21 protein-coding genes and 1 pseudogene are annotated in these 20,443 nt (G+C 61.7%); 12 read left to right on the top strand and 10 right to left on the bottom strand.

The genetic code is table 11. The features are described 5' to 3' along the window. Positions 1–8 precede the first annotated feature (8 nt). The 11 genes from Q7J44_RS21215 to hypB are packed head-to-tail and all read left to right on the top strand — an operon-like array spanning position 9 to position 9,153. A complete protein-coding gene (locus Q7J44_RS21215) occupies positions 9–194 on the top strand; it encodes a hypothetical protein (protein ID WP_045682687.1) in 186 nt (61 codons plus the stop codon). A gap of 11 nt (positions 195–205) precedes the next feature. Then, the gene (locus Q7J44_RS21210) at positions 206–427 is read left to right on the top strand and encodes a hypothetical protein (protein WP_045682690.1); all 222 of its coding nucleotides are present in this window, start codon (positions 206–208) and stop codon (positions 425–427) included. A 4-nt stretch (positions 428–431) separates the two neighbouring features. Further along, positions 432–1,301, top strand: a complete 870-nt coding sequence (locus Q7J44_RS21205; RefSeq protein WP_045682692.1) for a NifU family protein — start codon at positions 432–434, stop codon at positions 1,299–1,301. Next, positions 1,298–2,476 carry an NHL repeat-containing protein gene (locus tag Q7J44_RS21200; RefSeq protein WP_296430079.1) on the top strand — a complete coding sequence of 393 codons (1,179 nt, stop codon included), beginning with the start codon at positions 1,298–1,300 and terminating at the stop codon, positions 2,474–2,476. The genes Q7J44_RS21205 and Q7J44_RS21200 overlap by 4 nt, the downstream gene beginning before the upstream one ends. Then, positions 2,473–4,818, top strand: coding sequence for a carbamoyltransferase HypF (gene hypF, locus Q7J44_RS21195; RefSeq protein ID WP_045682694.1), 2,346 nt, complete (start codon positions 2,473–2,475; stop codon positions 4,816–4,818). Before Q7J44_RS21200 ends, hypF begins: the two co-directional genes overlap by 4 nt. Continuing rightward, positions 4,809–5,096, top strand: a complete 288-nt coding sequence (gene hypC / locus Q7J44_RS21190; RefSeq protein ID WP_045682696.1) for a HypC/HybG/HupF family hydrogenase formation chaperone — start codon at positions 4,809–4,811, stop codon at positions 5,094–5,096. The genes hypF and hypC overlap by 10 nt, the downstream gene beginning before the upstream one ends. Beyond that, positions 5,093–6,232, top strand: a complete 1,140-nt coding sequence (gene hypD / locus Q7J44_RS21185) for a hydrogenase formation protein HypD (protein WP_045682698.1) — start codon at positions 5,093–5,095, stop codon at positions 6,230–6,232. The genes hypC and hypD overlap by 4 nt, the downstream gene beginning before the upstream one ends. After that, complete coding sequence (gene hypE / locus Q7J44_RS21180) at positions 6,229–7,275, top strand: hydrogenase expression/formation protein HypE (protein WP_045682701.1); 1,047 nt, start codon at positions 6,229–6,231, stop codon at positions 7,273–7,275. The genes hypD and hypE overlap by 4 nt, the downstream gene beginning before the upstream one ends. 30 nt (positions 7,276–7,305) lie before the next feature. Continuing rightward, entirely contained in the window at positions 7,306–7,893 is a 588-nt protein-coding gene (locus Q7J44_RS21175) for a HupE/UreJ family protein (protein WP_045682703.1), read from the top strand. A gap of 49 nt (positions 7,894–7,942) precedes the next feature. Further along, positions 7,943–8,185, top strand: coding sequence for a hydrogenase maturation nickel metallochaperone HypA (locus Q7J44_RS21170; protein ID WP_045682705.1), 243 nt, complete (start codon positions 7,943–7,945; stop codon positions 8,183–8,185). Next, entirely contained in the window at positions 8,185–9,153 is a 969-nt protein-coding gene (gene hypB, locus Q7J44_RS21165) for a hydrogenase nickel incorporation protein HypB (protein WP_045682707.1), read from the top strand. Before Q7J44_RS21170 ends, hypB begins: the two co-directional genes overlap by 1 nt. A gap of 225 nt (positions 9,154–9,378) precedes the next feature. Here the strand turns inward: hypB and Q7J44_RS21160 are convergent, their stop codons facing one another. From Q7J44_RS21160 to Q7J44_RS21150, 3 genes are all read right to left on the bottom strand, one after another. Then, entirely contained in the window at positions 9,379–9,783 is a 405-nt protein-coding gene (locus Q7J44_RS21160) for a single-stranded DNA-binding protein (RefSeq protein WP_045682710.1), read from the bottom strand. A 326-nt stretch (positions 9,784–10,109) separates the two neighbouring features. Further along, positions 10,110–10,685, bottom strand: coding sequence for an IS630 family transposase (locus Q7J44_RS21155; RefSeq protein ID WP_296430081.1), 576 nt, complete (start codon positions 10,683–10,685; stop codon positions 10,110–10,112). Positions 10,686–10,701: 16 nt separating this feature from the next. Further along, positions 10,702–11,064 (bottom strand): transposase, encoded by a 363-nt coding sequence (locus tag Q7J44_RS21150; RefSeq protein WP_045682712.1) that lies wholly within the window; start codon positions 11,062–11,064, stop codon positions 10,702–10,704. A gap of 205 nt (positions 11,065–11,269) precedes the next feature. Between Q7J44_RS21150 and Q7J44_RS21145 the strand changes: the two genes are divergently transcribed. Further along, on the top strand, positions 11,270–11,590 hold the full coding sequence (locus Q7J44_RS21145) for an H-NS family nucleoid-associated regulatory protein (protein ID WP_045682714.1): 321 nt from the start codon (positions 11,270–11,272) through the stop codon (positions 11,588–11,590). 318 nt (positions 11,591–11,908) lie between these two features. Here the strand turns inward: Q7J44_RS21145 and Q7J44_RS21140 are convergent, their stop codons facing one another. The 7 genes and pseudogenes from Q7J44_RS21140 to Q7J44_RS21110 all read right to left on the bottom strand — a co-directional run bounded on the left by Q7J44_RS21140 (position 11,909) and on the right by Q7J44_RS21110 (position 20,263). Next, a complete protein-coding gene (locus tag Q7J44_RS21140) occupies positions 11,909–12,073 on the bottom strand; it encodes a hypothetical protein (RefSeq protein ID WP_296430082.1) in 165 nt (54 codons plus the stop codon). A gap of 393 nt (positions 12,074–12,466) precedes the next feature. Then, positions 12,467–12,937: pseudogene (locus Q7J44_RS21135) on the bottom strand (hypothetical protein); the annotation flags it as partial. A gap of 99 nt (positions 12,938–13,036) precedes the next feature. After that, on the bottom strand, positions 13,037–15,229 hold the full coding sequence (locus Q7J44_RS21130) for a ParB/RepB/Spo0J family partition protein (protein WP_045682716.1): 2,193 nt from the start codon (positions 15,227–15,229) through the stop codon (positions 13,037–13,039). Between the two features lie 175 nt (positions 15,230–15,404). Then, positions 15,405–16,550: a helix-turn-helix domain-containing protein gene (locus Q7J44_RS21125; RefSeq protein ID WP_045682719.1), complete on the bottom strand. Its 1,146-nt coding sequence runs from the start codon at positions 16,548–16,550 to the stop codon at positions 15,405–15,407. A gap of 231 nt (positions 16,551–16,781) precedes the next feature. Then, on the bottom strand, positions 16,782–17,738 hold the full coding sequence (gene repB / locus Q7J44_RS21120; RefSeq protein ID WP_045682721.1) for a plasmid partitioning protein RepB: 957 nt from the start codon (positions 17,736–17,738) through the stop codon (positions 16,782–16,784). After that, complete coding sequence (repA, locus tag Q7J44_RS21115; RefSeq protein WP_045682723.1) at positions 17,728–18,936, bottom strand: plasmid partitioning protein RepA; 1,209 nt, start codon at positions 18,934–18,936, stop codon at positions 17,728–17,730. The genes repB and repA overlap by 11 nt, the downstream gene beginning before the upstream one ends. 442 nt (positions 18,937–19,378) lie before the next feature. After that, positions 19,379–20,263: a recombinase family protein gene (locus Q7J44_RS21110; RefSeq protein ID WP_045682725.1), complete on the bottom strand. Its 885-nt coding sequence runs from the start codon at positions 20,261–20,263 to the stop codon at positions 19,379–19,381. Between the last annotated feature and the right edge of the window lie 180 nt (positions 20,264–20,443).

Raw genomic sequence — 20,443 nt, 5'->3', positions numbered from 1 at the left:
CCCCGCGCGTGACTGTTATCCTCTCCCTCATCCTTGGCCTTGCGGCCGCCCTTGGTGCCGGGGCCCTCTCGGGCATCCGCATCGGCAAGGACGCCCTTGGCACGGAACTCGCCGCCTATATGGGCGGGCTTTACGGCATCATCTCGGGCAGTGTCGCGGTCGTTCTGACCGTGCTCGTGCTGTCCCTGACCTGAGGAGGGCGCGCATGTTCGGCATGGCAATGAACTCTGCGAAGCAATTCTTCGCGGGCAAGCTTTTCAAAGACAACCGCATGGTGATCCGGCAACTGGCCATTGGCGCGGGTGCAGGTTTGATCGTTGGGCTGGTCCTGGGGCAGTTTGCGCCGATGTGGCTGGCGGCGATTGCGGCGGGGGCGGTGGCGGGGATCGCACAGCCGGTTCTCCTCAAAGACGTGAAGTACGCGTGAAGCCATGAAGGACGCCTCGCTCCCCGCCGCAGATGCCCCCAGCCTTGACCGGCTGCTGGGTGATCTGCGCGCGTTGGAGGCGCTGGCGGAGCATTGGGACGATGCGGCCCGAATGGGCGCGAAGGCCCAGACCGAAGCACTGGATGCGCTGAACGCCGAGGCCTTTCGCCGCCTAATCCGCAGTCTGAAATCCCAGCCAGGCTTCGGCGCGGCCCTGGCCGAGGCGGCGCGGGATGAGGTTGTCTATGCCGTCCTCCGCCGTCACGGTATCCTGAAACCTTCGCTTTTCGAGCGGGTCGAGGCGGCGCTGGAAACCGTGCGCCCGATGCTAGCGAGCCATGGCGGCAATGCCGAGGTGGCCGCAGTTGAAGGGTCCCGTGCGGATATCCGGTTTCTCGGGGCCTGCGATGGCTGCCCTGCCTCGCAACTGACCTTCTACGCCGGTGTGAAGAAGGCCATTCAGGACGCGGTGCCTGAAATCACCGATGTGCGGCAGGCCAAGGGTCTGGGTGGTGGCGGGGCGGATACGGTGCATTTCACCTCACCTTTCGCCGAAACGCTCGGCGGGGCCTGGCACAACGCGCTGGACCTTTCGCGCCTGCCCGATGGCGCGGTGCTGTTCGAAACCGTTGGGGGTGAGGGGGTCATCCTCTCGCGCCATGGCGATACCGTGACCTGTTTCCGCAACGCCTGCGCCCATATGGGGCTGGAGATGACCGATGGCGCGCTGGAGGGTGGCATCCTGACCTGCCCGTTCCACGGCTTTCGCTATGCGCTGGAAAGCGGCGAATGCCTGACCGCGCCCGAGGTGCAGCTTCATGCCCATGCCGTGCGGGTGATCGGGTCGCGGGTCCAGATCAGGATCGTGCCATGAAGGTGTCGCTGGCCCCTTCCTTCTCGCCGATCAAGGCCGAGGGCACGATCACGCAAGGGGCGCCGCTGCTGGATCCCGCAGGTGCGCGGGTGATCCTTGGCACCGATGGCGGGATGCTGGCCGATCCGATCACGCCCGCAGCACACCGCCTGTTCGGCCCGCGCGGGGTGTGCCTGCACCCGGATGGTTCGCTCTGGGTGGCCGACACTGGGCATCACCGGGTGCTCGGCTGGCACAAGGTGCCCGAGGTGGACGACACCCCCGCTGATCTCCTTGTGGGCCAGCCTGCCTTTGGGCGCGAGGGGCGCAATGCCAAGGGGCCGGTCACGGCTGCCACCCTGAACGTGCCGACGGGGGTCGTTGCGTTTCGTGGCGGGCTGGCGGTTGCGGATCCCTGGAACCATCGGGTCCTGATTTGGCAGCAGTTGCCGACCGGACCGGACAGCGCGGCCGACATCATCCTGGGCCAATCCGCCGCCGATGGTGCCCTGGCCAATCGGGGGGCCGATGCGCCCACCGCCGCCACACTGCACTGGCCCTATGGCGTGGCCGAGGTCGATGGGCGGCTCGTGGTATGCGATACCGGCAACCGCCGGGTGCTGGTCTGGGACGACCCGGCAAGGACTGGCCAGCCTGCTGACCTCGTCCTTGGGCAAGACAGCTTCACCTGCCGGGATGAGAATGCGGGGGCCGCCGTCTCCTCCCGCTCCATGCGCTGGCCGCATATGGCGGTGGGCTGGCAAAGTGGCTTGGCGGTGGCCGATGCCGGCAACAATCGGGTGATGGTCTGGGACGCTTTGCCTGCGGCCAACGGCCAGCCCGCGGATGCCGTACTGGGCCAGGGCGCGATGCAGGACTGCGACCTGAACCGCGCGGCCTATTACCCCTCGTCGATGGCGATGAACATGCCCTATGCGCTGGCGGTGCTGCAGGGCAGGCTGGTGGTGGGCGACACCGCCAACTCACGCCTTCTGGGGTTCTCTGACACCGGCATGGGCGCCGATGCTGACCGGCTGACCGGCCAGCCGGATTTCGCCGCCAAGGGCGACAACCGCTGGGGCATGGCCGAACGGGACAGTCTGTGCTGGCCTTATGGCCTGTCCGCGCTTGGGTCCACTGTCGCGGTGGCCGACAGCGGCAACAACCGCGTGCTGATCTGGGATGTTGCACCATGAGGGGCGCGCAGGTCACCGTGCGGGGGCAGGTGCAGGGCGTGGGGTTCCGCCCTGCCGTCTGGCGGCTGGCGCAGGAAATGGGCCTTGCGGGCGACGTGAAGAACACCGCCGAGGGCGTGGTGATCCGCCTCTGGGGCGACGGCCTTGCCACCTTCCCCGACCGTCTGCACGCAAGCCTTCCCGCCCTGGCCCGGATCGAGGAATTGCGGGTGGAGCCGTTGGAGGCCGAGGCCCCAGCAGGCTTTGACATCGTGGCCTCCGAGGGTGGCGAGATGCGCGGCTCGGTCACCCCCGATGCCGCGACCTGCCCTGATTGCCTCTCCGAGATCCGCAACCCGTTTGAGCGCCGCTACCGCTATCCTTTCACCAATTGCACCAATTGCGGCCCGCGCTTTTCAATCGTCACCGCCGCCCCCTACGACCGGGCCAAGACCACCATGGCGCCCTTCGACCTCTGCGAGCCCTGCGCGACTGAGTACCGCAACCCCGCCGACCGCCGCTTTCACGCCCAGCCCGTCGCCTGCGGCCGCTGTGGTCCGCAAATCTGGATCGAAAAGCTGGGGCGAGGGGCGGTGCAGCACGAGGCCTTCTCGATGCTCGACGACATCGACGCGACCGGAGGCATGATCCTGAACGGCCATATCGTGGCGATCCGGGGGCTGGGCGGCGTGCATCTGGCTTGCGATGCGACCAATGCTGAGGCCGTCGCCGAACTTCGCCGCCGCAAGGGCCGGGCGGGCAAGGCCTTTGCCCTGATGGCCCGCGATCTGGGAGTGGTGCGGGAATACTGCGAAGTGTCGGAAGCCGAGGCCGCCACGCTCAGCGGCCCCGAAGCCCCGATCGTGCTTCTGAAGTCACTGCCAAACAGCCTGCCGGGCAGCATCGCGCCGGGGCTGGACCGGCTGGGCGTGATGCTGCCCTACACGCCTTTCTACCACATGATCCTGCGCCGGATCGGGCGGCCCGTGGTGATGACATCGGGCAACCCCTCGGGCCAGCCGCAGTGCATCACCAATGAGGACACCCGTGCACGTCTGGCCGAGATCGCCGATTTCGCCTGCCTCCACGACCGCGAGATAGCGAACCGCATTGATGACTCGGTCGTCCGGGTGGATCTTGGCCGCCCGCGCCTCTTGCGCCGTGCCCGGGGCTATGCGCCCGCAGGTCTGCCCCTGCCGGAAGGGTTTTCACGCGACCTGCAAGTGCTCGCCATGGGGTCCGAGGTGAAGAACACCTTCTGCCTGGTGAAGGGCGGGCAGGCGATCCTGTCGCAGCACATGGGCGATCTCGAGGATGCGGCGACCCATGCCGATACCGGCCGCAACCTTGACCTTTACACCCGGCTTTTCGACCACGCTCCCGATATCATTGCCGTGGACCAGCACCCGCAGTACCTCTCCACCCAAGCCGGTTACGCCCGCGCCGAAGGTCGCCCGGTGATCGCGGTCCAGCACCACCACGCCCATATCGCCGCCTGCCTCGCCGAAAATGGCCGCGCGCTTGATGCGCCCCCGGTCCTTGGCATCGCGATGGATGGCACGGGCCTTGGCGATGACGGCACGATCTGGGGCGGTGAGTTCTTGATCTGCGACTATCGCGGCTATCGCCGCGCGGGCAGCCTGAAACCGGTGGCTCTGCCCGGCGGCGCGGCAGCGGTGAAGGAGCCCTGGCGCAACGCCTATGCGCATCTGATGGCGCAGATGGGATGGGCGGAACTCTCGATGAATTTCGACGGGTTGGAGATTCACCAACGCCTGTCGGATATCCCCCGCGCGACGCTGGACGCGATGATCGCCAAGGGACAGAACACGCCGCTCTCCACCTCATGCGGCAGGCTTTTTGATGCGGCGGCGGCGATTGCGGGCCTCGCCTGGGGGCCGCAAAGCTATGAGGGTGAGGCGGCGATGAGGTTCGAGGCGGCCATCGACCCTTCGGCCATGAACGAACCCGAGGACCTCGCCTATCCCTTCTCGACCCCGCTCCTCGGCGGGCGCGGGATGCCCTACATCGAGCCGCTGGCGGTCTGGCGGGCAATGCTGGGCGATCTGATCCTTGAAACCCCGGTCGGGGTGATCGCGGCCCGCTTTCACCGGGGCCTCGCCATGGCCGTCGTGCGGATGGCCGAACGGATCACCAAGGATACCGAGATCGACACCATTGCCCTCTCGGGCGGCTGCTTTCAGAACGCCACGATTTTTACGCTTGTTCATCAGGGGCTTGAGGCCAGCGGCAAGCAGGTTCTCAGCCACGCAAAGGTCCCGGCGAATGACGGCGGACTGGCCCTGGGTCAGGCGGTCATCGCCCTGGCCATCACTCAAACGGAGAAAACCCCATGTGCCTAGGCATCCCCGGACAGATCGTTGAGATCGCCGACGCCGCTCGAAAGCTCGCCATTGTCGAGGTGATGGGCGTGCGGCGTCAGGTCAATGTCGCCTGCATCCTGAAGGAGGAACCGATTGAGGCCCTGATCGGCGCCTGGTCGCTGATCCATGTCGGCTTTGCGATGAGCCGGATCAACGAAGAGGAGGCCGCGCTGACGCTCGACATCCTGCGCCAACTTGGTGAGGCGCAGGAAGAAATCGAGGCGATGCGCGCGTCCGAGAGGATGCTCGCATCATGAAATACGCCGACGAATTCCGCGATCCGGTCGCCGCGCGCGGCGTGCTGGCGGCCATCGCCCGCGTCACCGACGAGATCGGGGCGACCAAGGAAAAGCCCGTCCACATTATGGAAATCTGCGGCGGGCATACCCATGCGATCTTCCGTTACGGGTTGGACAAGCTGACCCCGCCGGGATTGGAATTCATCCACGGCCCCGGCTGCCCGGTCTGCGTCCTGCCGATGAGCCGGATCGACGAATGCGTCGAAATCGCTGAACGCCCCGGTGTGATCATGACCACCTTCGGCGATGCAATGCGGGTGCCGGGGCGGCGGAAATCGCTGATCCAGGCCAAGGCGGATGGGGCGGATATCCGCATGGTCTATTCGCCGCTCGATGCGCTGGAGCTTGCCCGCCGCAACCCCGACCGCGAGGTGGTGTTCTTTGGCCTGGGGTTCGAGACAACGACTCCTTCGACCGCGTTGACCATCCTCCAGGCGGCGGCGGACAACCAGACCAACTTTTCCATCTTCTGCAACCACATCACCGTGCCGCCGCCGATCAAGGCGCTGCTGGATGACCCGCATATGGTGCTGGATGGCTTTGTCGGCCCCGGCCATGTGTCAATGGTCATTGGTATCCATCCTTATGACTTCATCGCGCGGGACTATGGCAGGCCGATCGTCGTGGCGGGGTTTGAACCTTTGGACCTCCTCCAGTCCGTCCTGATGGTGCTGGAACAGATCCGCGATGGCCGGGCAGAGGTGGAGAACCAGTATTCCCGCGTCGTACCTGATGATGGCAACCCCGTTAGCATCGCCGCCTGCGCCGAGGTGTACGAGCCGCGCCCCAGTTTCGAATGGCGGGGGCTGGGAGAGATTGACGCCAGCGGGTTGCGCATCCGTCCGAAGTACGCGGCATTCGATGCCGAGGTGAAGTTCGGCATTGGCTACGGCAAAGGCCCCCGCGCCGTGGCGGAACCGGAAGGCTGCCGTTGCGGCGATGTGATGACCGGCCGGATCAAACCCCACGCCTGCCCGCAATTCGGCAAAGGCTGCACCCCGGAAATGCCGCTTGGCGCGCTGATGGTCAGCTCTGAAGGGGCCTGCGCGGCCTATTACCAATATGGCGGCCTCAGGCTGGAGGAGGCGGTATGAACGCAGGTCTCCGCCCCGCCCGCCGCGTGGTGGCCGACCGGGTCACGTTGGCGCATGGCGGCGGCGGCAAGGCGATGCGCGATCTGATCGAGGATGTCTTCACCTCGGTATTCGCCCCGCCAGGGATGGAGGATCAAGCGCGGCTAATGCATCCTTCGGTCCTGGAACCCGGCGCGCAGCTGGCCTTTACCACTGACAGCTTCGTCGTCTCACCCATGGAGTTTCCGGGCGGCGATATCGGCACCATAGCCGTCTGCGGCACGGTCAACGATCTGGCCGTGGGCGGCGCGCGGCCGCTGTGGCTGTCGGCGGCCTTCATCATCGAGGAAGGCGTGCCGATCTCCACCCTGCGCCGGATTGCGGCCTCTATGCAGGCGGCGGCAGAAGCGGCAGGGGTGCGGATTGTCACTGGCGATACCAAGGTGGTCGGCAAAGGCTCCGGCGACGGGGTCTTTGTCACCACCTCAGGCGTCGGGGTGATCCCGCCGGGGCGCTGCCTCATCGCGTCCTCGGTGCAGCCCGGCGATGTGGCGATCGTGAACGGTGTGCTCGGCGACCATGGCGCGGCGATCCTTGCCGCGCGCGGCGACATGGCCTTGACGACGGATATCCAGTCCGACTGCCAGCCGCTGAACCACCTGATGGAGGCCGTTCTCCAAGCTGCCCCCGGAGTGCGCTGCGCTCGCGATGCCACGCGCGGCGGCCTCGCCTCGGCCCTCAATGAGATCGCCGATGCAGCGGGTGTGGGGGTCGAGATCATGGAGGCCCACCTGCCCTTGCGCGCCGAGGTGAAAGGGGTTTGCGAGATCCTTGGTCTCGATCCGCTCTATCTGGCCAATGAGGGGACGCTGGTCCTGTTCGTACCCGAGGGTCAAGCCGAGACCGCGCTAGCCGCCATGCAGGCGACCGAGGCGGGGCGCGGGGCCTGCGTCATCGGGCGCGCCACCACCGCCCATCCGCGCACTGTCGTCATGAAGACCGTTTTCGGGGGCGGGCGTATCGTCGACATGCTGGTGGGCGAGCAACTGCCCAGAATTTGCTGACCAAATCGAAAACACAGGAGAGGGACAATCATGAAAAAGTTGACCAGCGGCCTTGCCGCCATTCTGGCCTTGCTGCCCGCGGCGGCGAAGGCCCATACCGGAACCGGCGCGCATATCGACGCGATGCACGGCTTTCTGCACCCGCTGACCGGCCTCGACCATGTGCTTGCGATGGTCGCCGTAGGGGTCTTTGCGGCGCAGCTTGGCGGGCGGTCGCTTTGGGCTGTGCCTGCGGCCTTTGTGCTGGCGATGGTGGCGGGCGGTGCGCTTGGGTACTTCGGAACACCGCTCCCGATGGTCGAGCAGGGCATCGCGCTTTCAGTCATCGTCATGGGCCTTGCCGTGGCCTTCGGGATGAAACTGCCGGTCGGTCCTGCAATGGCGCTGGTCGCGGTGTTCGCGGTGTTCCACGGCCATGCGCATGGCGCTGAAGGAAGCGGTGCCGGGTCGTTCCTTGGCTACGCTGCGGGCTTTGTGGTGGCGACCGCGCTTCTGCATGCGGCTGGGGTCGTGCTTGGCCGGACGCTGGAACGCCTTGGCGGCGGGCTTGCGCTCAACTCGCGCCGACTGGTGGGTGCGGTGGGTGCCGTCGCCGGTGCCGCGATCCTGATGGGCTGACCGCTGTTGGCGGGGCCATCCCCGCCAACCCAACAAAAGGACTGGACCCATGCATGAGCTTGGGATGGCGCGCAGCATCGCTGCGATCGTTGAGGAACATGCGCGCGGCCGGCCGATAAAGGGCGTGCGGGTCGCCATTGGGCCGCGCGCCTGCATCGAAAGGGATGCCCTGGCCTTTTGCTGGGACATCGTGACGGACAAGACAGTGCTGGCGGGTGCGACCTTGGGCTTCATCGACGCCGAGGGGGACACTTTCACCGTGCGGGATTTCGAAATCAGGGAGGAAGCGTGATGTGTGGTGTCTGCGGCTGTGCCGATCCGAAGAGCGAAGTCTCGATGACCAACGTGGACACTGGGGCCACGCAGCTTTTGCGTGCGTCCGGTCAAAGTTTGGCCGATGCACATGCCTTTGCGCATGCCCATGGATTGCCGCATGACCATCTGCATGATCACGATCACGATCATGGTCATGATCATCATCATGCGCATGATCACTCACATCACGGCCACAGCCACGATCATTCGCATGACCACTCGCATCACGGCCATAGTCACGATCATCCGCATGATCATGTGCTGGAGCAGCACCCGGCCGGAAACCATGTGGCACTCGAAGCCGCGATCCTGGGCAAAAACGATGCCATCGCCGCCCGCAACCGGGGCTGGTTCGAAGGTCGCGGCGTGCTGGCACTGAATTTCGTTTCCTCGCCCGGTTCGGGCAAGACCGCCCTTCTGGAAGCGACGATCAAGGCGCTGAAAGATCAGGTCGCGATCTCGGTCATCGAAGGCGACCAGATGACCACGAATGACGCCGACCGCATCCGCGCCGCCGGTGCGCCGGCCATTCAGGTCAACACGGGAGCAGGTTGCCATCTCGAGGCCGACATGGTCGCCGAAGCCGCCCGCGCATTGAACCCTGCGCCAGGCTCGCTCCTCCTGATCGAGAACGTCGGCAACCTCGTATGCCCCGCGATGTTCGACCTTGGCGAGGCGATGAAGATCGCCGTGATCTCGACCACCGAGGGCGAGGACAAGCCCTTGAAATACCCCCACATGTTCCGCGCCGTGGGCATCGTGATCATCAACAAGATGGACCTTGCCCCCCATGTCGGGTTTGACGAGGCCGCCTGTCGCGCCAATATCGCGACTGTGAACCCGAAGGCCGAAATCATCGAGGTTTCCGCTCGGACCGGAGCGAACTTTGGTGCCTGGACAGAGCGGCTCCAGTTCCTTCTGGCAGAGGCGAAAGCACGGTTCTGACGAGAGGCTTGGCCGAAGCCAGACCTACGGGTGTGGAACTAAAGGGAGGCCCCAGTGTGGAGTGGCCACTTTGCAGATCATTATGACATAGCTGGTGATAATCACGAACGGCGGCCAATGGGATTTTGCACCGCAGCGCCACTTCAGCGCTGAATGACCGGTTTGGGCCGAAAGCAACCGAAGCCGGCGGGTTGCCCCGCCGGACCCGAGGCGGAGACCCCATTCTTAGAACGGGATCTCGTCGTCGCGGTCGACCAGTTCGGGGTTTTCGTTCTCGGTCGCTTTTGGTCGGCTGAGAAAGTCGACCTTCTCAGCGATGATCTCGCAGCCGTAGCGGTCCACGCCGGTTGCGTCGGTCCACTTGGTGTAGTGGATACGGCCGTGGACCATGACCTTCATGCCCTTCTCGCAGTGCTCTGCGACCATCTTGCCGAGACCGTTGAAGCAGGTGATGCGGTGCCATTCGGTGTCCATGACCCGGTAGCCGTTTTCGTCGCGGATCGCGCGGCCTTCCGAAAGGCGGGGACGCGAGGTGGCCAGGGTGAAGTTGGTGATCTTCGTGCCGCCCTGGGTGGTGCGGACTTCGGGCTGCTGACCGATATTGCCGGCGAGGATGACGATGTTCTGCATTTGGTAGCTCCTGTTTTTCCTGTCCCTGGGACCGTCCCTTCGACAAGACCCGAAAGAAGCCTGTCGGATGAGGCGTGCACGGCTGGGCCATCAGACCAGACGGAAACCCCCAAAGGTCCGGGGTGGAGCGGACAGGAAGCAAACGGCGGCCAACACGGCCCGGACTGACGCGGGGTTGCACGATTGAACCCGAACAGGATTAGGGGATTGTCAGTCGAAGGGATGGCACCGGGGACAGGAGTGATCGGGGGCTCTAGCTGAACATGTCTTCCCTCGCCCTGCTAAGACGGTAAACCCAAAGTCCTTACCACTAGAGCGTGTCGCGTTTAATTGGTTCTGTATCCTGCGGCCTTGAAGAAGTTGTAGCACTCCTCGTCGCTGAACAGGTCGCACACCTGCCCGACCGCCTGCCAAAGTTCATGATAGGTTCGGGCGGCAGCTTTTCTGAGCAGCGCCTTCAGCTTCGAGAATGCCATTTCGATGGGGTTCAAATCTGGGCTGTAGGGCGGCAGGAACAGGAACCACGCGCCGATGTCGCGCAAGGCTTTGGCGGCTGTCGGGCTCTTGTGGCTTGACAGATTGTCGAGGATGACGACGTCGCCGGTCCTCAGCGTTGGCACCAGCTGGGTCGTGACATACAGGTCGAACATTTCCCTATTCATCGCGCCGTCGATCACCCAGGGTGCATCGAGCCGGTCATGGCGCAGGGCACCGATGAATGTCTGGGTGCGCCAATGCCCGAATGGTGCGTGATCGACCAGGCGCTGCCCGCGCGGGGCCCAGCCGGTGGTCTTGGCCATGTTGGTCTTCACCGAAGTCTCGTCGATGAAGGCCAGTCTTTCCAGATGCCTGGCCATGAAGGGCTGGCGTTTGCCGATCCAGATGCGGCGCAGGTCGGCCACGTCCTGGCGCTTCTGCTCAAGCGCTTGAAGGTCTTTTTTTGTGTGACAGCCCGAGCCTGAGCAGCAGCCGGCCGACGGACGAGCGGTGCACTTCCAATCCGTGGTCTGCGGCCAGTTCCGCCGTCAGCGCGTCAATTGTCAGATCAGGCTGCGACGTGATCCGTCTCTGCACCCAATCCGTGACACCTGTCAGCTTGCCGCGCCCGGGATTGCCCTGCCGCTTCGGCGCAAGCGATCCGGTCTCGCGCCTGAGGCGCACCATGTCGTTGACGAACTTGATCGAAACACACAGACGCCGCGCCGTTTCGGTGTGCGTCTGACCCTGCTCTACAAGCCGCACAGCACGGTCGCGCAACTCAACAGGATGCGGTTTACCCATCTCTTACCCCCATATCCGCCTCCAAGACATGGAATCACAGGATGATCGATATGGGAATCCAGAATCCGATCAGGGGCGACATGCTCTAGAGCGGCTGATCACCTCAGAGCCCTTTTGCTTGCCATTCGCGAACCAGCCCGATCGGAGTTGCGAGCCCGCGCCGTGACGGCTATCCCAAGGGCATCATTTTGGACACGAGGCACCCATGGCTGAATTCAACATCGAGACACTGTCGCTCAAAGAGCTCAAGAGCCTGCAGAAGGATCTGGCCAAGGCTATTTTCACGTTTGAGGATCGTCAGAAAAGCGATGCCCGAAGCAAGCTCGAGGTCATTGCCAAAGAGATGGGCTATTCTCTTGCCGAACTGGTCGGCACTGAGGTGAAACCCACTCGTGCGCCCGCTGCCGCGAAGTACCGGCATCCAGAAAACGCGGCCCTCACCTGGTCAGGCCGGGGGCGCAAGCCGCTGTGGTTTGTCGCATCCCTTGACGCAGGTAAATCGCCCGAGGACATGGCAGTCAACTGACCGCCTGTGCGTGACCGAGCAGTGGGACGTTCGTGATAACAAAACCGGGTGTTGTGAACATGTCGGCTCCGTCATGTTCATAGATTGAAAAAGTCGTACCCAGAAAGGGGCCCCTGCCCTATCTGCAGCAATGCATGGCACCCAGCAGAGCACCTCGTTAAGGAGTTAAGGCGCAGGCATGCGCATTTTCATTCCTTGGATTTCGGGATGCCGACACGCCGTCGGCGCCTTGTGCCTGTGAGGCTCTTGAGCCGAGACAGGCGAAAGGCCCGGAGGCGCGTTCGCGCCGTGCCCGGGCCTTCTTAACGACCGCGGGCATTACGCCCACGGGTCGATCTCAACAAGCACCTGAACCTCGTCGCCGTCGATTTCATCGGCGGGGACGGCACCATAGGTTCCATCCCCTGCCTGAAAGACGACGATCGAAACCATGAGCGTGGCGGCGAGGGAGGCGGCGAAGGCGTGTGCATCTTTGCGGGACATCTGTTTTGGCTCCTGCTGGGAGGCGAGGGACCATCCCCCGCGCTGACAGGAACCCGCAGGACCAAAGACGGGCTGACATCACCGGGTGCGTTCGGGCTTGCCCCGAATCCGGCCGGCGGCACGGGCTCACCCCGTAGTCCGAGCCCTTGTGGCTTGATCTCGAAGACTGGATTTGGGCCAAGGAAGGGACTGGCAAGCGGGGGATGGTACTTTGACACAAGGAGCCGAATTGTCCCGCTGATACTCACCCCGCCAGCCTCGCAGACATGCTTTTGGTTGACCGAGGCCTTACTGGGGATGGAGCCTTTGGTGCCCCGTGCAGATGCGCGGGACAGGTTGGTGCTGGATGAGAGGCCCGGTGCGACGGGCCCCCTTGGTCTCTGAGAAGGTTCTGGCGGCGATACGCGCCTCCCCTGCCCCGTCACCGCAATCGTCGCCAACGATCTCGAGCCGCGCGTTGCGATAGCCCTCCTTGGCTATCCAAAGCTCCGCCGCTGTGACGGATGACGCCAGGTGCAAAAGCTCGGTGCTGCCCCCAAAATCCAGAAGCACACAGACCTGCCCCACCTTGGGCTCCTCGACCACCTCAAAGCTGAGCTGGCTGTCGGCCGAATGACTGCGCATGATCGTGACGAGGATGACCCCCTCCGAGGAGAAGTTGCCTTCATGCAACGTGAAGGACGCCGGGGCCGTCCAGGTCGGAAAGGGCCGCGGCGGCTCCTTTTTTACCAGACGACCAACACCGTTGGACCTTTCCCAGGCCGCCAGCTTTTTGGTGAAGCGTGCAGGCGGTTTGGGACTGCCATCAGTGTAACGAATGAGCGCGCCCAAGGGCGCTTGGTCGATTATCTTAATTGCGGACATGATTCCTCATCCTTAATGCGAACATTCGCACTCATCATATTGATATTGTTGTGTTTTGCTGTGATTGAGGGCGGGTTCTCCCGCCCTCGAGGGCTCAGATCACTCCGCAGCCATCAGCGCGGTGCTTTCCACGGGCAATTCGGCCGTCAGGAAGGCAGGCAAGTCGATCTCAGCGTCAATGTCAGCAGCGCCCAAGGGTCCTTCGTTCAAAGCCCCCTGCCCTTCTGCAACGACATCACCGTCCTGTGCGACAAGATCACTGCGCCGCAGAACCTCCGGCAACCAACCGCTACCCTTGAGCAAGCGCTCGGCTTCCGTGGCCATCTCGCCCTTCTTCAGATGGTCGAGCAATTGCGCGGTGCCTTCCCCCTTCGCCTCACGCAAGGCTTCAAGGATTCGCGCCTTGGGAACCCGGTTCAGATAATTGTCCGCCGTCGGCTCCCAGCCTGCCGCGACCATGTCGAGATCGACGGCTTCAGCCACGATCTCCGCCTGCGCCATGCGGCGGGTCAACCCGCTGACCGAGATGCCCGCACCGTAAGGGTTCACCTTCTCATGCAGCGCATTGATCCCGAAGCTCAGGCAATGCGCCAGCAGAGCCAGACGGCTGGCCTGATCGAGGGCCGAGAGATAATCCCAGAGCACAGCATCGTTGCCAAGCGGCAGATCGGCCTCCCACGCAGAATGACGATCGTCCACGGCCTTGGCCACCGGACTGTCCTTTAGATCAGGCGCCTGAGCCGACATGTAGACGGTACGCACAGAAACCTCCAAGCAACTGCCCGAAGCCCCGGAACTGCGGAAGGTGTCATTGACCAGCTTAATCAGCAGCAGCGTCAGGGCCACGTCGGGCGAACGCCCAATCGCCTCGCGCAAGGCGAGGGTGCGATGTGCGGTCAGCTCCATGACGAGACGCTCAGGCAAAGGCTTTAATGCGCCATCGTCCTCATCGTCTGGCAGCCCGGCGCTGAACGGCTGGCCCCCAGAAGTGATGACGGTGGCCGCAGACGGACCAGCGGATAGCTGATGGGCCAAGACGTCAGCATCAGTCCCCTGCCCTTCTGCACCCAGTTCATCGCTGAAGTAGGCCATGGTCTCTTCGCGAGGCTCATCCTCCGGCCGGACATAGCCGCGATAGACAGCTAGGCTGCCATCCCGGTCGAGCGTCACGAAGACTCCGGCGCGACCAACCTCTGCCGCATCGAAGATCAGCGGACGCCGCTCAAAGGCTTCCATCGCAGCTTCCAGCTCGCCAAGCCGAGTGTCGATCTCCTCGGGGTATTCGTCCTGACCAGAGTATTCCTCTTCAAGCATCCGATACTCCGCGAGTAGCTTGGCGTGGTCTGCAGCTTCATCCGCGCTCAGAGGTGAGGGATCGCCAACCAGACGCCGCAGACCGTGACTGTAGCCGTAGGGCAGGTCAGTGGACACCTCGATCCACTTCCAACCCTCAGCAGCGATTGCCTGCGCCTTGGCTTGCAGCTTGTCCGCGACCAATCGGTCGAGCAGGGCAGGGTCCTCCAACCAGCCCCCATCATCGCCTTGGAAGAGATCGCGCAGGACAACGCCACCCGCGGCCTCATAGGCATCAACACCGACAAACACCGCGCGCCGATCCGAAGCCCGCACAGAGGTTTCCGTCAACATGCGCCGGATCGAGTAGGGCTCTTTGTTCCAGGAGTTCTTCACCGCCTCCCAGACCTGAACTTGACGCCCGTGATCGGAGTTCACCGTGAAGGCCATCAGCTGTTCCAGCGTCATGCCATCTTCGGCATAGACATCCAGAAGGGCAGGGGCCACGGAAGCGAGTTTCAACCGCTGCTTCACGATCTGCGGCGTAACGAAGAAGGCCGCCGCAATGGCTTCCTCGCCCTGACCCTTCTCCCGCAAAGCAACAAAGGCGCGGAACTGATCGAGCGGATGCAATGCAACGCGCTGCATGTTCTCAGCCAAGGAGTCGTCCTCGGCCAGAATATCTGATGTCACATCACGCAACACACAAGGCACAGGCGCAGTCTTTGCCAAACGCTTTTGCTTCACCAGCAACGACAGCGCCTGAAAGCGCCGACCGCCAGCCGGGATCTCGAACTTGCCGGTCTCGACGCCATCGGCATCCAACACAGGCCGCACGCTCAGGCCTTGCAACAAGCCGCGACGAGCGATGTCCTCGGCCAACTCTTCAACTGAGACACCGGCCTTGATGCGCCGGACGTTGGACTGGCTCAGCACCAGCTTGTCAAAGGGGATGTCCCGCGAGGACGACAGGGTGATCTTCTGGGCAGCTTGGGCCATCAGGTCTTCTCCACGACGGGCGCCGGGAGCCACTCTCCCGATCTCACTTCCCGCCACCCTCAAACCAACCATTCTCTCACTTTTGTACTGGACATAGGTGCCAACGACAGACCGGCAGGGCGGCGCGTTTCAGTTGGATGATTTATGTACCAACGCAAAGTTGGCCATGGCCAACTCATGTCTTGGTGCAACCGGCTAGGATCCTCGATAGGTAGCTATCAGGGCTTTTGACCTGGTCGATTTTGCAGGCCATTTGATCTGCCACCTGAATGGCTTCTGCCAGGCCAAGCAAAGACACCGCCCTACCCAAAAGAGCGCTGTCTATTCTCAGCATCTTACCAAATTCAAATAGCAGCTGTAGGAGGCCGTGTTCTGTGGTGGGGTGGTCTGGATAAAAGGCCGGGATTTCGGTCAAGCAAGCCCACAGCTCTGTCATCGAGCGCGGTAAGGTTTTTTTTGTATATGATTTTTGAGTCTCTTTGTGCCGGACATTTTGTCCGTCTGAGCCGGTCGTTTTCTTCGAGTTAGAAGACGGTGCTTGTTCTTGGCCTTGTTCGTGTTCTAGATCGTTGGCCGTGGCCAACTCTTCCAAATGCGGTACGCTTGGAGTGACTACCTTACTCTGCAGGATGCATTTAAGTCTGCTGATGACGCTGCTTGCCTGAAGTAAAGTTACTCCGGTTCGACGCATAAAGTTGCGGGCAGCTTCGACGAACTCTAAGGCCTCGCCTTGCAGGCAAAGGGTGAGGCATTCACCGCGCAGTTTTTGGATGTAGGCTTTCATGCCTCGAAGTTCGTCGGCTTCCTGACGATGTTTCTGAGACAGTGCAAGGATTTCGCCAGACCGTGCGAGCAGGGGCGATAAGTCGATGCCGAACGCGCCGATGACTTTACCGTTGCGCATAATTGGGAATCGTTTGCCGTTGGAACTGTCACGCCGTTGGATCAGATTTGCAGCTTCAAGTTTCTCAAGGTGCCGCCGAAGTTGCCTGTCCGTTATGCCTTTCGCGCGAAAACATAAAGTGTCGTTGCAAGCGAACACGGTCAGCAGGGTGAGTGGCGTGATTGGGCTGTCATTCCCGGTTTTCGGATCGTTGCAGGGAAGGCAGCTCAAGAGTGCGTCAAGCACAACGACTGAAGACGGTCGCAAGCCGAGTGCGCGACTTGTGGTGTTGACGGCCGCCATGAGCGCGCGCCGGGTTACAGGTGCGAAGTTTGGCTGCTGTTCGATCGTGCCAATACCGGCGAAAGAATCGAAGATTGAAGGCGCACAACTCAACTGTGCCTCGACCTCGATGGTCGTGACTGCTTCTTGTTCCATCTGTTTTCAGACAGCAAAAGGATACCGGTCACCGAAATCGGTGTTGCAGTGATTCGATTTTTTGGGTACCAATAGATTGCGAGTAAATCGGGACCCTCTGGAGTGCTTCACCGCCTTCGGGGGGTTTCTTTTTGCGCTACGTCTGCCTCCTTTTTGATTGTTTCTTGTCTGTTTGATCAGGGTTGACCATGGCCAACCCTATAAAAATCAATCACTTAACCGTTTTTGGCGTCATGATTTTTCTTTCCACTCCTTGTAGAGGCGCTCAAGCTGTGCCTCCACGAAGTTGATGAACCCGCGCTCCTTTTTGTCGGAAACCTCGATCAAGAGACGCTGGCCTTTGGACCTGAAAGCCACCGAAGTTGCGGGCATTTGTTTGAGGGGGGCAGGAGAGGGGCCCTTGGCGGCAGACTCCGCTGCGTTCTGCTGTGCATCCGCGACCTTCTGCAGCGCATCAATGACAGCGCTGAGCTTCTCGGCCGCAGTGCCTTCTTCAGGAACAAGCAAGAGGACAGAACTGTCTGAAGGGGCGTTTTCCGTTTTGACCAGACGACGCAGTTCCAGCCATGGGCGCCGGCCTGCTTCATGCGCGGCGCCAATTTTGTAGATCACTGCGTCGGGCACGTCTCGGGCAACGCCAATCAGCTTGCTTAGCGTTCCCTTGTCGACAGCTAGCACATCGCCGATCTCGGCCCGGGTGAAGCCCTGGTCCTCCAGCTTGGTGGCGAAAATGGCTTGTTCAATGAAGCTGCGCTCTAGGCGCGCAGAGTTTTCCAGGGCCTGCGAGACAAGAGCCTCGCGGTGGTCCATTTCCTTGACATAAGCCTTGACCTTGATTCCAAGCACTCGGCACGCGGCAATTCTGCGGCGTCCGTAAACCACCTCATAGCGAGGGCCAGGGCCGCGGCGATAGCGGAGCAGGGCAGGGAGCTGTTGTCCTGATGTCCTGATGGACTCGATCAGATCATCGAGCCCTTCTGATACGTCAAAGCGATCCGCGATTTCAGAATCGCCGATCTCATTGACATCCACGTCCTGGGCCGCCTGTGCCGAGACCTGAGAAAGGACGTCTGACATGCTCTTCAGGGAACGAGGCGAGCTTTCGTCCACCTTCGACCCGGCCTCGGCAGCAATCAAAGGCTTTGAGCCCATTTGTGCTAGGCTCTTGGCAAGAAGATCACGCTTCATTTGTGCCCCCTCGACCCCATGCTGACTGGATCATCTTCTCAATGTCATTTGAAAAGCTCATCACCGACTCTAGGGCTCGCTCATAAGTCTTTCGGTTCTTGGTCGTAGCGAGGTCCACTTCGAAGATTGTCTTTTGCGAAAGGCCAGCCTCGCTAACCGCCGAAGACTTCACGAAGGGCGTCTTGATCACACTGTCGCCTAGCAATTGCTTGAGCCATTCAGACAAGTCCTGCTGCGTGCTGATAGCGGTGTCGAAGCGCGTCAGGAGGTAGGCGAAATTGTCATACGCGCCGATGCCACCGTTTGAGTACAGGACTTCCAAAACGCCCGACGCCATCGTCAGGAACTGGCTGGCCGAGGCCAGGTCGACACGCTCAGGGATGATGGTCATGAGAAGCGACGTCGATGCACAGACCGCTGCCATCGTCAGATAGCCAAGCTGAGGCGGGCAGTCGATTAAAACGATGTCATAATCGTCTTCAACCTGTCGTAGCGAGTCGCGGATCCGATTGAAGAAGACGGGTTGTTCGCCACGGCTCAGCGCGGTTGGAGTTTCGGTTTCGAATTCCGAAAGCATGATCCCACCGGGCACTAGATCCAGGTTCGGGAAGTAGGTCTTGCGCAAAACGTCCACGATTGGCACCCGGGACGTTTCGCCATCGTTGTAGCGAATTGCATCATACAGCGTGCCGCCGTGGCGGAAGTCGATCTCTGGCTGGTATCCAAAGAAGGTCGTCAGCGAGGCCTGAGGGTCTGCATCCACCAAACACACACGGTATCCACGCAGGGCGAGCCGCATCCCGAGAGTCACGGTGGTCGTAGTTTTGCTGGATCCGCCCTTGAAGTTGACGGTTGACCAGATTTGAAGCTTGTCACCATGTCGCCGACCGGGAAGGAACTGAAACGGATCCTTTGCATTCTGAGCCAGAATGTTGCGGATCTGGAGGATGTTCTCGGCGGAATAAAGGCGCTTGTTACCCGGTCCCTGTTCGACTTCTGGAATTCTGCCGTCGAAATGCGCCTTGCGCAGATAGCCGTCGCTCACCCGCAACAACTCTCCGACCTCTGCGCTTGTGAAGGCGCGGAGTGTCTTTTCTTCCTTCGGTGCCAGAAAAAGCTTCGACATATGTTCAAGGGCTTCAGAAAGCCGCTCTGCGTCTGCCTTGAGCTTGTCATGCAACACTTGGTGCATCATCATTCGCCTGTCTCGAGACATCTCTTAAGCGTTACCCGTGATCTGCAGTCGATCGGTGCCAGCAGGAACGCAGTGGACGTCGTTTTCTTAGTTTTCGCGTTACAGATATGACGCCCGTCGGGAAGAAACTCAAGGCAAATCTTGTGCAGCTACCTTGTGCTTTCTGCCGACCATGGCACCATATGATGCGAAAAGGCTAAAGTGACCTGTTAAAGGTTGGGCGTAGGATATTGTAAAGATTACAGAAAATGTTGTGAGACTTATCCACAGGACCCGACGCCCTCGAGCCCACGCGTGATGCTTGGAAAATCTCTGACAAGGCTCAGTAACGCTGTAGCATACCTGACCAGGGCGATCGTGTTCGCGTGAGCATCGCAAGCGATTCTTCGTCTTAGCCTGTCGGTAGAATGCCTTTTGGCCTAATGGCACCGAAAAGCGTTACCTACTACAACAGTCCCAACTTCTTCGCCCGCTCCAAGATCATCTTGACCGATGACGGCTCCCACTTGCTGCGGCCCCTAGGTGTCCGTTCGCGCATGGTCTCTAGCCGGTCGCAGATGGCTTGAAGAGTCATCTTGGGATCTGCGCCTTTGATGCCCGCGACGATCGCGGGCAGGCGATCATCCTTGTCGGATGCGGTGGCACGGGAAAGGATAGTGTCTGGCAGCAGGCCTTCGCGGACGAAGGTTTTGGCAGCACGGATCAGGCGGGGCAGGGACCAAGGCGGCGCCTCGCTCGGCAGACCTGAATTGACGATGCGCAGCACGTCTTCCCAAGGCAGGCCCGGTCTTAGACGGCGCACTTCCGGCACCCACTGTTCAGCACTGGCATTCAGCTTCTGGAAATGACTCTCTACCCGAGCCGCTCGTGCTTTTCGGATTGCCGCTGGGTCGTGGGCTCTAAGGCCAGGGTTGCCACCCACGCGCCCTTCGGCTTTGGCCGAGCGCAGCCCTGCTTTGGTACGCTCACGGATCAGCGCCCGTTCGAACTCTGCGGCCGCACCCAACACCTGCAGCGTAAACTTGCCCTGCGGCGACGCAGTGTCGATCGGATCTTGCAGCGACCGGAAATGTGCGCCTTTCGCCTCCAACCGCTCAATGATCTCCAAGAGGTGAGAGAGTGAACGGGCCAGGCGGTCGATCCGAACCACGACGAGCGTATCGCCAACGCGAAGCTGATCCAACACACGCGCCAGAACAGGCCGGGTGCGACCGCCGCCCGAAGCTTGCTCTTCGACAATTTCCACGCAGCCTGCGGAGCGCAACTCCTGAACTTGGGGCAGGGCGGTTTGATCTTCGGTGGAAATACGCGCGTATCCGATGAGTGGCACGGGGCAGGGGGCCTCTTTTGCAATTGCGGATGTCAGGAGTAAACGACCGTTTGTAAAAAGATGCAAGGATGCTCTCTGTGTGTCGCGTTTGTTTCCCGATTTCAATTGAAGCGGTTAGGTGAAACCTGAGCGATCAGGTTGCAGCTTGGCATTTCAGCAAAAACTCGTCGGAAGGGCAGG

This window comes from Pseudotabrizicola sp. (assembly GCF_030656345.1).
Lineage (GTDB): Bacteria > Pseudomonadota > Alphaproteobacteria > Rhodobacterales > Rhodobacteraceae > Pseudotabrizicola.
Note: the sequence above shows the minus strand (reverse complement) of the source record. Positions and strands in the feature narration are given on the sequence as shown.